Genomic DNA, 13,334 nt, shown 5'->3' with positions numbered 1-13,334 from the left:
AGCCAACTTAAATAAAAAGGGCACGGCGAACCGTGCCCATAAAGAGGTTAGAAGCGGAAGGTCGCCGTGGCAACAACCTGGCGTCCTGCTCCCCAGTAGCATGCATACTCGCTGTAGCAGCTGGAGACGTATTCACGGTCAAAGATGTTGTTCACGTTGACGCCGACGGAAGAGCCCGGCAGACCGAAGCGCGCCAGATCGTATTTCACGGTCGCATCCGCCAGGGCATAACCCGCGACGTTAAAGGACTCATAGGCTTTAGGCGACGCTGAGGAGTAGTACGTCACCGTGTTACCGATGTAACGCGCGCCTGCACCGACGGTCAGGCCACTCAGCGCCGTCTCGTGGAAGGTGTAATCCGCCCAGAGGGATGCCATGTTGCGCGGTACTTCTGCCGGACGACGACCTTCATACCAGGTATCGTGGGTGTATTCCGCATCGGTGTAGCTGTAGGCCGCCGTCACGTTCACGTTAGCCGACACCGCCGCTTTCGCTTCCAGCTCAAAGCCACGGGAGCGAATTTCACCGCCCTGCACGCTAAAGCCGCTGGTCGGGTTCGCCGGATCGGCGGTCAGGTTATTGTTCTTGGTCAGCTGGTATACCGCTGCCGTCACCACAACAGGCAGATCTTTTGGAACATACTTCACGCCCGCTTCATATTGCTTGCCGCGTGCCGGATCGAACGGTTTACCACCCTGAGTAGTGCCAGAGAGCGGTTCGAAAGATTCACTGTAGCTGAAGTATGGTGTAATCCCGTTGTCGAACAGGTAGTTAATCCCCCCGCGCCAGGTAAATGCCTGATCGTTAATTTCCGCGGTGGTTCCGTTATTACGGTTAAAGGCAGACGTTTTCGCAAAGTCATAGCGGCCACCCAGGGTGAGTACCCACTTATCCCATTCCGCCTGATCCTGCGCATAGAGCCCGGTCTGCTCCTGGCGATTGAGCATGGCATACGGGAAGTTCACATTAACGTTCGCATTGCCGTGCTGCGGATTGTTCATGCTGATCGGATCGGCGGTACCGTAGTCAGCATCAATGTCATTGCGCATACGAAGGTAATCCACACCCGTCAGCAGGGTATGGTCAACGGCGCCGGTCGCGAATTTCGACTGGAGCTGTGTATCAACCGTGAACGAGTTGAGGTCTTCATCTGAGCGCACGTACGCGCGGCTGATCTGGGCCGGGGCGATATAGCCGTTACCGTAAACTGAACGGTAAAGCGTGTTGATTTTGGTATAACGCAGGTTCTGACGCACGGTGAAGGTGTCGTTGAATTCATGCGCGAAGCTGTAACCCACCATTTTCTGACGACGGGAGATCTTATTGTCTTCATCGCCTTCGTTGAAGTCGGTCGGCAGTTTGTGCGCTTTTCCGTTAGCATCATAGTAAGGCACAACGGTACCTTCACGCGGCAGCCAGCCGTAGTAACCCGCATCCGGATCGCTCTGGAAGTTGCTCAGGAAAGTGAAATCGGTTTTATCATCAGGACGCCAGCTGAAAGACGGCGCAATCGCGTAACGAGTAGACTTCACCATTTCCTGCTGCGCATTTTCACTGCGCCCCAGACCGGTCAGACGGTAGGACCACACGCCGTCATCGTCAATCGCGTCGCTGAAATCAAACCCGGTCTGCCAGAGGTTATCCGTCCCCATTTTGAACTGAATTTCTTTCAACGGTTCCGTAGTTGGACGCTTGCTGACCATACTCACTACGCCGCCAGGATGGCTTTTGCCATACAGTACAGACGTCGGGCCACGCAGCAGCTCTACGCGCTCAAGGAAGTACGGGTCCATGGACGCTTCAGAGTAGTTGTCTCCCTGCAACTTCATACCATCCAGATACTGGTTGGTATTCACGGTGCTGGAGGTCGTGAAACCACGAATCGAAACCACATCGTAAGTTGTTGATGCGCCGCGCGTTGCGAAAACGCTTGGGGTATAGGCCAGCGCCTGTTTAACCGTTCCCGGCTGTTTCATGTCCATCTCTTCACGTGTAACCACGGAAATAGACTGCGGGGTTTTCTCGATCGGTGTATCGGTTTTCGTCGCCGTTGCAGTGCGCTTTGCTGCAATCGTCGGTGCAGGACCCCAGGCACTTTCCTGTGCAGCCGGTGCGGCAGTCACGGTGATGGTTTCTTCTTTCTTGGGGGTTTCAGCGGCCTGTGCGTAAGCAGACATGCCGGCAACCGCTGTGGCTACGACGGCTGCGATTTTACGCAGCGACGTGTTAATTGGCTGAGCAGTATTGGAAAGCGCCATGATGGATCTCTGATGAAAAAGGTGAATGATAACGTAAACGAGAATTATTATTATGACCGCAGAATAATATGCGAAACGCTGACGGCATAGCAAGCGATATGCGGCCCTACAAGAATTAAGGGTTTAAGAAATAATCAACGGAAAATGGGTCGTTAATAAGGGTTGAAAATGGGGTTAAGGAAATGAGTTGCCGAGGTGAAAAAATACCCCCTTCCCGGGAAGGGGGTATCAGTAGGGTTAGTTCCCGCCGAACATATCCTTGATCCAGCCGGCGACGCCGTCGCTGTCTTTCTTCTCTTCCTGCTGCTGCGGCTGTTGCTGCTGCGGCTGCTGAGGTTGAGAAGACTGATCGAACGGGTTACCTGTCGGTTCTTCTGGCTGGCTTTGCTGGCACAGCGCATCCGGGTTGGTCGTCCAGACCGGCAGCGTACGCACGCCACCGCCGCAAATGAAGTTACCCGAGCTGTCCACGCCCATATCGACGATATCTTCCGGAGCAACGAGGTTCAGCGGCACCGGAGACTGATTCGCGAGGTAGCGCTGGTAAATCGACATAGCACCGCTCGCGCCATACAGTTTGGTCGGCTGGTTGTTATCGCGCCCCACCCAGGTGATGACCACTTCACGACCATCAATACCGGCGAACCAGGTATCGACATTGTTGTTGGTGGTCCCGGTTTTACCCGCCAGATGCAGACCAGGATACTTCGCCCCCAGCTGACGACCGGTACCGCGCTGAACCACCTGCTGCATGGTCCACAGCGTCATATAGGCCGCCTGTGCCGGAACAGCGCGCTCCGCCTGCGGGAAGCTCTGATACAGCACGGAGCCATCTTCGGCAATCACCGAACGCAGAGCGGAGAGCGGCGCTCGGTTACCGCCGCTGGCGATGGTCTGGAACGCCTGCGCCACTTCGATTGGCGTCAGGTTAAGCGCCCCCAGGATCATCGCTGGCACAGGGTGCAGCTGATCTTTCGGTACGCCCAGCTTCTGCCAGGTGTCGGTGATGGCTGGCAGGCCCAGCGCCATCCCGAGGTTAACCGTTGGCACGTTCATCGAGCGGGTTAACGCATCCACCAGCATCACCTGACCGCTGAACTGTCTGTCATCGTTCTGCGGTGACCATACCTGGCCGTTAGGCTGGCGCAGGGAGATTGGCGCATCGGCAATCCAGGTGTTCAGCCGATAGAGGTTCGGCTGGCTCAGCGCGGTCAGGTAGGTTGCCGGTTTTGCCAGAGAACCAATCGAACGACGCGCCTGCATTGCGCGGTTATAGCCCGCATACTGCGGCTCAGCACCGCCCACCATGGCACGAACTTCGCCGGTGTTACGGTCAACCACTACCATCGCGGTTTCCAGATCGCTCAGCTTACGCTGCTTTTTCAGCGCCGGAATACCTTCTACCGCCGCTTTTTCTGCCGCATCCTGCGCCACGGAATCAAAGGTGGTAAAGATCTTCACGCCTGAGAGATCTTTCACTTTATCTCCGAGCTTAGACTGCAACTCCTGACGCACCATCTGCATAAAGGCAGGCTGCGGAGAGATCACCCCACCGCGCGGCTGAACGCCCAGCGGACGCGCGCTCAGCATGTCGTACAGCTCCTGGTCAATCACCTGCTGTTGTTGCAGCAGACGCAGCACCAGGTTACGACGCTCCAGCGCCAGTTTCGGGTTACGCCACGGGTTGTAGATCGACGCGCCTTTCACCATGCCCACCAGCAGCGCCTGCTGGTCAAGGCTCAGCTCTTCTACCGGACGGCCAAAGTAGTACAGGCTCGCCAGCGGGAAGCCGCGGATCTCGTTATCGCCGCTCTGACCGAGGTACACCTCGTTCATGTACAGCTCAAGAATACGATCCTTGCTGTAGCGCGCATCCATCAGCACGGCCATGTACGCTTCGTTGGCTTTACGCCAGTAAGAGCGCTCGCTGGAGAGGAACAGGTTTTTCACCAGCTGCTGGGTCAGGGTACTCGCCCCCTGCACCGTACGCCCGGCGGTCAGGTTCGCCAGTACCGCACGACCAATGGAGTAAAGGCTAATACCGTCGTGCTCGTAGAAGTGGCGATCTTCGGTTGCCAGCAGGGTATCCACCAGCAAATCCGGGAAGCCGTTACGCGCCACGAACAGCCGCTGTTCGCCGTTTGCGGACGACAGCATGGTGATGAGACGCGGATCGAGACGGAAGAAACCGAACTGGCGATCGTTATCCATGTTCTCAATGGTTTCCAGACGATCGCCGTCAAAGGTCAGACGCGCGCGAACCTGCCCTTCTTTACTGTCCGGGAAGTCGAACGGACGGCGGATCATCTCAATACTTTTCGCCTGGACGGTAAATTCGCCTGGACGGGTCATTTTCGTGACCTGACGATACTGCGTGGCTTGCAGCAGCTTCACCATCTCGTTCTTGCTGATGGACATGTCCGGCTCAAGGTTCACCATGCGGCCGTATACTGCCGCAGGCAATTGCCAGACTTTCCCGTCAATACGGCTGCGGATCTTCTGATCCAGATAAACGCCGTAAATCGCGATCAGGACAACAAAAACAATGAACAGCTTCAGCAGCAGCCAGAACCAGCCGCGCTTACCACGAGGCTTACGCCCTTTGCCTTTCCCTTTACGCGGCATCGGTTCTTCATCCTCATAATCGTCTTCATAGTCATCGTCATACTCCTCATCTCTGAGGCGACGACGGCTTACCTTTTCTTTCGCCGGACGCGTCGGCTTTCCCTTACGTCCTATTGGCTCGCGGTCATTCCCCGCCATGCTTTTTCTCCGCAACATTCAGGCGCAAAGGCCAGATTTTCTTATCTTGCACAGGTCAGTGAAAGAAGAAATCTCTCAAAGTTTGTTTCTCCCTCTCCCTGTGGGAGAGGGCCGGGGTGAGGGCATCAGCCCGCACTTTCCCCATTACGAATATTTTTTCGTGCGCCGTGTCGGCGCGGTATTCGCCGGATCGTCCGGCCAGACGTGTTTGGGATATCGCCCTTTCATCTCTTTCTGCACTTCACGATAGCTCCCCGCCCAGAACGCTCCCAAGTCGCGGGTGATCTGCAAGGGACGATGCGCAGGCGAAAGCAGCTCAAGCACTAACGGCACACGGCCTTCAGCAATGGACGGCGTGGTGGCCTCACCAAACATCTCCTGCATCCGAACCGCCAGCGCCGGCGGATTATCCTCATGATAACGAATGGCAATCCGGCTCCCGGTTGGCACAGTGTAATGCCCAGGCAGTTCACTATCCAGACGTTGACGTAACGACCAGTCCAGTAAATTCTGTAACGCAGCCTTAACATCAAGCGCCTTCAGGGCGCGCAGCGAGTGTACGCCGCTCATCTGCGGCAACAGCCACTGTTCAAGCGTCGCGAGCAGCGTCTCATCATCCACAGCTGGCCACCCCTGTTCCGGCAGCCACTTCGCGGCGCAGTGCAGACGTATACGATATTGTTCAGCCTCCGGCGTCCAGTTCAGTACGCTCAGCCCTTTTTCCCGAATGCCATTCAGCATCGCCTGGTGTAACTCTTCCTCCGACGGCTTCGCCAGCGGTTTCGTCCCAAGCGTCAGTTTGCCAATCTGGCTACGACGGAACGCCTTCAGCGTGCCCTGGGTATCATCCCATTCCACGATGTCAGATTGCTGAAGCAGCTGCGGGCAGGTACGCGTCAGGACGTCAATATCCACGGCAACCGCCTGTAAAATACGCGCGTCCGGGGAGTGGCTCCCCTGGAGTAAGAGCGGCGCGATCAGCCATTCATGACGCGTCAGGGCGTCATCGCTGTCCACCATCGCGCCCATCCCATTTGCCAGCTGATAGCGACCATCCAGCCCGCGACGGCGCGCGATTCTGTCCGGGAAGACCTGGGCCAGCAGAGGGATAACTTTATCGCTGTCAGGCGAACCGCCCCGGCAATTCAGGCGTTTACACAGCTGCTGCGCCCGCTGTTGCCAGTTTCCCTGATGGCGTGAAAAGGCCTGTCCCAGATCGCTGCCGCCACCGCGCGGCGGCTCCTCAAGAATAGCCGCCAGTTTTGCCGCCGTGGCAATTTCATCGTCGCCCTGTGCTGCCACCAGCATTGCCGCCAGACGTGGATCGTTGCCCAGCGCCGCCATTTTCTGGCCGCGCGCCGTCAGTCGCTCGCCTTCCAGCGCGCCAAGCTGGGTCAGCAGGCTGCGCGCGGCGGAAAGGTTGACGACAGGCGGAGGATTAAGCCAGGTGAGCTGGTCAGGGTCCGGACAGCCCCACTGCATCAGATCCATCACCAGTCCGGAGAGATCGCTTTGTAAAATCTCAGGCGTGCTCTGGAATGCCGCACGCTCCGCCTGCTCGGCGCTGGTTAAATGCAGGCAAATACCCGGCTCAAGACGCCCTGCTCGCCCTGCGCGCTGCAACATTGAGGCCTGGCTGATGCGCTGCGTCAGCAGCCTGGTCAGCCCGGAACGCGGATCAAAACTGGCCACCCTCTCCAGCGTACTGTCCACCACCAGGCGAATGCCTTCGATGGTCAAACTGGTTTCCGCGATATTGGTTGCCAGCACCACTTTGCGCTGCCCCGCCGGTGCGGGAAGGATCGCCTTGCGCTGGTCAGCCAACGGCAGCGCGCCGTAGAGCGGGCACAGCATAACGTCACTGTTCACCCGGGATGCCAGCTGCTCCTGTACGCGCTGGATTTCGCCTACGCCGGGTAAAAACAGCAGCAGCGAGCCGGGCTCCTGGCGGAGCAATTCAGCGGTGGCGATGGCAACCGCTTCGTCAAAACGCTGATGGGCAGGCAGCGGCTGATAGCGGCGCTCGACCGGGAACGCACGCCCTTCAGAGGAGATCATCGGCGCGTCAGGGAGCGTCTGCCGGAGCCGCTCGTTATCCAGCGTCGCCGACATAATCAGCAGCCGAAGGTCGTCGCGCAGCCCCTGCTGAACGTCGAGCAGCAGCGCAAGGGCCAGATCGGCCTGGAGGCTGCGCTCGTGAAATTCATCAAGGATCACCAGCCCGACGCCGGTCAGCTCCGGATCGTTTTGCAACATACGGGTAAGAATACCTTCGGTGACCACTTCCAGCCGCGTGGATGGTCCAACACAGGTTTCGGCGCGCATCCGGTACCCTACCGTCTCGCCCGGTTTTTCATTCAGCAGTTCCGCCAGGCGCTGCGCCACATTGCGCGCCGCCAGCCTGCGCGGCTCCAGCAGGATAATTTTCCCGCTGATGTTCCCATCGCGCAGAATTTGCAGGGGCAGCCAGGTGGATTTACCCGCTCCGGTGGGCGCGCTGAGCAAAACCTGTGGCGCATGTTCTAAGGCTGCGAGTAGCTCAGGAAGGACGACGGCGACGGGCAAAGAGGACACTTACGGCTCCAGAGGGTTAACATTAATCGGCGTACATTGTAGCATCGGCGCATATCATTACCGAGTCTTGCGCATGTCTGAGTCTAAACGGCTATTCTTCGCCATTGAATTACCCACCACGCTTCAACGGCAGATTGTTCGCTGGCGCGCCAGCCACTTCCCCGCGGAAGCGGGCCGCCCCGTCGTCGCCGCCAATATGCACCTGACGTTAGCCTTTCTTGGTGAAGTAAGCGCTGAAAAGCAGCGCGCGTTAAGCGCAATGGCCGGACGCATTTCGCAGCCGGGGTTTACGCTGCATCTTGACGATGCCGGGCAATGGCTGCGCTCTCGGGTGGTCTGGCTGGGGACGCGGCAGCCCCCTCGCGGACTGCTACAGCTCGCCAACATGCTGCGGGCGCAGGCCGCGCGCAGCGGCTGTTATCAGAGCCCGCAGCCGTTTCATCCCCACATTACCCTGCTGCGCGATGCGGGTCAGGCCGTTGCCATCCCGCCACCGGGCTTTCACTGGTCCTTTCAGGTGAATGAATTTGCGCTGTACGAATCTGCCTTTGTACAAGGACGCACCCGCTATACTCCGCTCCAGCGCTGGACGCTGGGCGACACGTTAAGGAATCCTGATGAAGTTTAGTCCTGCACTCCAGCCCGCCACGCTGATCCAGCGTTACAAACGCTTTCTCGCTGATGTGATCACCCCTGCGGGCGAAACGCTCACGCTGCACTGCCCTAACACCGGCGCCATGACCGGTTGCGCCACGCCGGGTGACACGGTCTGGTATTCCACATCAGAAAATACTAAACGCAAATATCCCCATACCTGGGAAATGACCGAGACGCAAAGCGGGGCATTTATTTGCGTTAATACCCTGCGCGCAAATCAGCTGGTTAAGGAAGCTCTGACAAATGGAATGCTTCCTGAACTGGTGGGTTACGGCACGCAAAAAAGCGAAGTGAAATATGGCGATGAAGGCAGCAGAATTGATTTTATGTTACAGGCGGAAGACCGCCCTGAGTGCTATATTGAAGTGAAATCAGTGACATTAGCGGAACAGGAAAACGGCTTCTTTCCGGATGCGGTAACGCTACGTGGCCAGAAGCATCTGCGAGAGCTAATGAGTGTAGCGGCGGCGGGCAAGCGCGCCGTGTTGCTGTTTGCGGTTCTGCATTCAGCCATTGAACGGTTTTCCCCGGCCCGTCATATTGATCCTAAATACGCGCAATTGTTGAATGAGGCACAAAAGCAGGGGGTAGAGATTTTCGCTTATAAAGCGGAACTTTCTGCCGATAATATGACTCTGAGATCCTCTCTTCCCATTGTCTTATAAGGGATTAGACGATTGACTAATAAGTGTTCTGGCCGCGTGCGCAAATACGCTTTTCCTCACAGGGTTGTCAAGTGTTACGTTTAGATAATTGCCATACGGAAAAGCATCTGCTATTTATAGCGACCTGATTTTTCCCCCAACACGGGGATCGATAGTGCGTGTTAAGGAGAAGCAACATGCAAGAAGGGCAAAACCGTAAAACATCGTCCCTGAGTATTCTCGCCATCGCTGGGGTGGAGCCGTATCAAGAGAAGCCGGGCGAAGAGTATATGAACGAAGCCCAGCTGTCGCACTTCAAGCGTATTCTTGAAGCATGGCGTAATCAACTCAGGGATGAAGTCGATCGCACCGTTACACATATGCAGGACGAAGCTGCTAACTTCCCGGACCCGGTCGACCGTGCCGCTCAGGAAGAAGAGTTCAGCCTCGAACTGCGTAACCGTGACCGCGAGCGCAAACTGATCAAAAAGATCGAAAAAACGCTGAAGAAGGTCGAGGACGAAGATTTTGGCTACTGCGAATCCTGCGGTGTTGAAATCGGTATTCGTCGCCTGGAAGCGCGTCCAACAGCCGATCTGTGCATCGACTGTAAAACGCTGGCAGAAATCCGCGAAAAACAGATGGCTGGCTAACGCCTGCCCTCTCACTACTCTGCTAAGGCGGGAGTCTCTCCCGCCTTGTTACCGTAGATATGTCTGAATCTCACTATATCGGGCGCTTTGCGCCATCTCCCTCCGGTGAATTACACTTCGGCTCATTAATTGCCGCGCTTGGCAGCTACTTACAGGCTCGCGCCCGTCAGGGTCAATGGCTGGTCCGCATTGAAGATATCGATCCTCCGCGTGAAGTTCCCGGTGCAGCAGAAACTATTCTGCGTCAGCTGGAACATTACGGTCTTCACTGGGACGGCGACGTACTCTGGCAGTCTCAACGCCATGATGCCTACCGTGAACGTCTGGCGTGGCTTGCTGAACAGGGCCTTTCCTATAACTGCACCTGCACGCGGGCGCGTATTCAGAGCGTGGGTGGCGTTTACGACGGCCACTGTCGTACGCGGCACAACGGTCCTGAGAATGCTGCCGTACGGCTGATACAGCGTTCTCCGGTGACGCAGTTTACCGACGTTCTCTCAGGAACCATTCAGGCGGATGAACGCCTGGCGCGTGAAGATTTTATTATTCACCGTCGTGATGGTTTGTTTGCCTATAACCTGGCGGTGGTTGTCGATGACCATTTCCAGGGCGTCACGGAAATCGTGCGCGGGGCGGATCTGGTTGAGCCTACCGTGCGGCAAATATCGCTTTACCGGCAGTTTGGCTGGACGGTGCCGGATTACATCCATCTGCCGCTGGCGGTCAATGAACAGGGAAATAAGCTGTCGAAACAGAATCATGCCCCGGCGCTGCCTGACGGCGATCCGCGCCCGGTTTTGATCGACGCGCTGCGATTTCTCAACCAGAATGTAACGCAGGAATGGCAGGATCTGAGTCTGGATGAATTGCTGAAAACGGCCATTGCTGACTGGGCGCTTATGGCCGTGCCAAAAATCCAGCATTCTCAAATGCGTTGCGCTGAGCTATGATTAGCCGCTTTTTTGATAACAAAACACACTACGAGGTGTACTATTTTTACCCGAGTCGCTAATTTTTGCCGTAAAGTGCTGAGCCGCGAAGAGAGCATGGCGAACGACGCTATTGCACAGCCACACATGTCGGTCATTCCGCGTGAGCAGCACAATATTTCCCGCAAAGATATCAGTGAAAATGCCCTCAAGGTGCTCTATCGTCTGAATAAAGCAGGCTACGAGGCCTATCTCGTCGGCGGCGGGGTGCGCGATTTACTGCTGGGCAAAAAACCAAAAGATTTCGACGTGACGACCAGCGCCACACCTGAGCAGGTGCGTAAATTATTCCGCAACTGCCGTCTGGTTGGCCGCCGTTTCCGTCTGGCGCACGTGATGTTTGGACCAGAAATCATTGAAGTGGCGACCTTCCGCGGTCACCACGAAGCGGGCGTCAACGATCGCACGACTTCCCAGCGCGGCCAAAACGGCATGCTGCTGCGCGACAACATCTTCGGCTCTATTGAAGAAGATGCTCAGCGTCGCGATTTCACCATCAACAGCCTTTACTACAGCGTGGCGGATTTTACCGTGCGCGATTACGTCGGCGGTATGCAGGATCTGAAAGACGGCCTGATTCGCCTGATCGGTACGCCGGAAACGCGCTATCGCGAAGACCCGGTCCGAATGCTGCGCGCCGTGCGTTTCGCCGCCAAGCTGAACATGCGTATCAGTCCGGAAACCGCAGAGCCGATCCCGCGCCTGGCGACGCTGATTAACGACGTCCCCCCTGCCCGTCTGTTTGAGGAGTCGTTAAAGCTGCTCCAGGCAGGCTACGGGTTTGAAACCTACAATTTGCTGCGTGAATACAACCTGTTCCAGCCGCTGTTCCCGACCATTACCCGCTACTTCACCGAAAACGGTGACAGCGCAATGGAGCGGATGATTGCACAGGTGCTGAAGAACACAGATACCCGTATTCATAACGATATGCGCGTGAATCCGGCGTTCCTGTTCGCGGCCATGTTCTGGTATCCGCTGCTGGAAACGGCGCAGCGCATCACTCAGGAGAGCGGTCTCGCCTATTATGATGCGTTCGCGCTGGCGGCAAACGACGTGCTGGACGAAGGCTGTCGCACGCTGGCGATCCCGAAACGTATTACCACGCTGGTGCGTGATATCTGGCAGCTTCAGCTGCGTATGTCCCGCCGTCAGGGTAAACGCGCCTGGAAGCTGATGGAGCATCCTAAGTTCCGCGCCGCGTTCGATTTGCTCTCTCTGCGTGCTGAAGTCGAAAGAAACCAGGAGCTACAGCGCCTGGCGCAGTGGTGGGGAGAATTTCAGGTCTCTGCACCACCAGAGCAGAAAGATATGCTTACGGATCTCGATGATGAGCCGGCACCGCGCCGTCGTCACCGTCGCCCGCGCAAACGCGCACCGCGTCGTGAAGGCACGGCATGACCCTTGCGTATATCGCCATCGGCAGCAATCTGGCCTCTCCGCTGGAGCAGGTTAACGCTGCCGTGCAGGCGCTGGGGGAGATCCCGCAAAGCCGCATCGTCGCGCTGTCCTCATTTTACCGTACGCCGCCGCTCGGCCCGCAGGATCAGCCTGATTATCTGAACGCCGCCGTGGTGCTGGAAACGACCCTTGACGCAGAAACGCTGCTGGATAATACCCAGCGTATTGAGCTACAGCAGGGTCGCGTCCGCAAAGCCGAACGCTGGGGACCGCGCACCCTCGATCTCGATATTATGCTTTTCGGCCACGAGGTGATTAACACCGAACGCCTCACCGTTCCGCATTACGACATGAAAAACCGCGGGTTTATGCTCTGGCCGCTGTTTGAAGTCGCGCCCGATCTCACCTTCCCTGACGGCGCCTCGCTGCAAGCCGTTCTGCAAAATCTCAACGCGGATAAACCGGCCCGCTGGTAATCCCGCCTCCGCATCGATTAACCATTCCTTATTTGCGGTTAATCGATTGCCTAAAATCATTGTTCCCTCGAATGTTACTGTTAGAATGCGCAAAGATTCGCTATTGGGCCATCAGGAAACAGTATGAAACCAACCACCATCTCCTTATTGCAGAAATGCAAACAGGAAAAAAAACGCTTCGCCACTATCACCGCGTATGATTACAGCTTCGCAAAACTGTTTGCCGAAGAAGGGATCAACGTCATGCTGGTCGGGGACTCGTTAGGGATGACGGTACAAGGACATGATTCCACGCTGCCGGTCACGGTCGAGGATATTGCTTACCATACCCGCGCCGTGCGCCGGGGTGCGCCCGCCTGCCTGCTGCTTTCCGATCTGCCGTTTATGGCGTATGCCACCCCGGAACAGGCCTTTGAAAATGCGGCGACAGTGATGCGTGCTGGCGCCAATATGGTCAAAATCGAAGGCGGCGCCTGGCTGGTCGATACGGTAAAAATGCTTACCGAACGCGCCGTGCCGGTTTGTGGTCATTTGGGGCTAACGCCGCAGTCTGTCAACATCTTTGGCGGATATAAGGTGCAGGGCCGAGGCGATGCGGCGCAGACGCTGTTTGATGATGCCGTGGCGCTGGAAGCCGCGGGCGCACAGCTGCTGGTGCTGGAGTGTGTGCCGGTTGAGCTGGCTAAGCGTATCACTGAGGCGCTGTCGATTCCGGTGATCGGCATCGGCGCGGGCAACGTCACCGATGGCCAGATTCTGGTCATGCACGACGCCTTCGGGATCACCGGCGGCCACATTCCAAAATTTGCTAAAAATTTCCTGACAGAAGCAGGCGACATGCGTGCTGCTGTGCGGCAGTATATTGCCGAGGTTGAGTCCGGCGTTTATCCGGGCGAAGAACACAGTTTCCATTAAGGAG

At 56.9% G+C, this 13,334-nt stretch carries 10 protein-coding genes; 7 read left to right on the top strand and 3 right to left on the bottom strand.

Annotation, left to right across the window (positions count from 1 at the left end):
- Positions 1-47 precede the first annotated feature (47 nt).
- From fhuA to hrpB, 3 genes are all read right to left on the bottom strand, one after another.
- A complete protein-coding gene (fhuA, locus tag SK47_RS03645; RefSeq protein ID WP_023299357.1) occupies positions 48-2,258 on the bottom strand; it encodes a ferrichrome porin FhuA in 2,211 nt (736 codons plus the stop codon).
- A 237-nt stretch (positions 2,259-2,495) separates the two neighbouring features.
- On the bottom strand, positions 2,496-5,021 hold the full coding sequence (gene mrcB / locus SK47_RS03640; protein WP_003856245.1) for a bifunctional glycosyl transferase/transpeptidase: 2,526 nt from the start codon (positions 5,019-5,021) through the stop codon (positions 2,496-2,498).
- Positions 5,022-5,165: 144 nt separating this feature from the next.
- Positions 5,166-7,595 carry an ATP-dependent helicase HrpB gene (hrpB, locus tag SK47_RS03635; protein ID WP_048243518.1) on the bottom strand — a complete coding sequence of 810 codons (2,430 nt, stop codon included), beginning with the start codon at positions 7,593-7,595 and terminating at the stop codon, positions 5,166-5,168.
- A gap of 73 nt (positions 7,596-7,668) precedes the next feature.
- Here hrpB and thpR point away from each other — a divergent pair, with 73 nt between their 5' ends.
- The 7 genes from thpR (at position 7,669) to panB (ending at position 13,330) form a co-directional block, all read left to right on the top strand.
- On the top strand, positions 7,669-8,223 hold the full coding sequence (thpR, locus tag SK47_RS03630; RefSeq protein WP_003856249.1) for an RNA 2',3'-cyclic phosphodiesterase: 555 nt from the start codon (positions 7,669-7,671) through the stop codon (positions 8,221-8,223).
- Positions 8,213-8,917 carry a DNA/RNA nuclease SfsA gene (gene sfsA / locus SK47_RS03625; protein WP_003856251.1) on the top strand — a complete coding sequence of 235 codons (705 nt, stop codon included), beginning with the start codon at positions 8,213-8,215 and terminating at the stop codon, positions 8,915-8,917. The genes thpR and sfsA overlap by 11 nt, the downstream gene beginning before the upstream one ends.
- Positions 8,918-9,093: 176 nt before the next feature.
- Positions 9,094-9,549, top strand: coding sequence for an RNA polymerase-binding protein DksA (dksA, locus tag SK47_RS03620; protein WP_001155232.1), 456 nt, complete (start codon positions 9,094-9,096; stop codon positions 9,547-9,549).
- A gap of 59 nt (positions 9,550-9,608) precedes the next feature.
- Positions 9,609-10,499 (top strand): tRNA glutamyl-Q(34) synthetase GluQRS, encoded by an 891-nt coding sequence (gluQRS, locus tag SK47_RS03615; RefSeq protein WP_048243517.1) that lies wholly within the window; start codon positions 9,609-9,611, stop codon positions 10,497-10,499.
- A gap of 42 nt (positions 10,500-10,541) precedes the next feature.
- Positions 10,542-11,939, top strand: coding sequence for a polynucleotide adenylyltransferase PcnB (gene pcnB / locus SK47_RS03610; protein ID WP_071785222.1), 1,398 nt, complete (start codon positions 10,542-10,544; stop codon positions 11,937-11,939).
- Positions 11,936-12,415, top strand: coding sequence for a 2-amino-4-hydroxy-6-hydroxymethyldihydropteridine diphosphokinase (gene folK, locus SK47_RS03605; protein WP_023315424.1), 480 nt, complete (start codon positions 11,936-11,938; stop codon positions 12,413-12,415). Before pcnB ends, folK begins: the two co-directional genes overlap by 4 nt.
- A 123-nt stretch (positions 12,416-12,538) precedes the next feature.
- A complete protein-coding gene (panB, locus tag SK47_RS03600; protein ID WP_003856280.1) occupies positions 12,539-13,330 on the top strand; it encodes a 3-methyl-2-oxobutanoate hydroxymethyltransferase in 792 nt (263 codons plus the stop codon).
- The last annotated feature ends 4 nt before the right edge of the window (positions 13,331-13,334 follow it).

It is taken from the genome of Enterobacter sp. BWH52 (assembly GCF_001037565.1).
In the GTDB taxonomy this organism is placed as follows: Bacteria; Pseudomonadota; Gammaproteobacteria; order Enterobacterales; family Enterobacteriaceae; genus Enterobacter; species Enterobacter hormaechei_C.
This window is presented reverse-complemented; position numbering and strand designations above follow the sequence as displayed.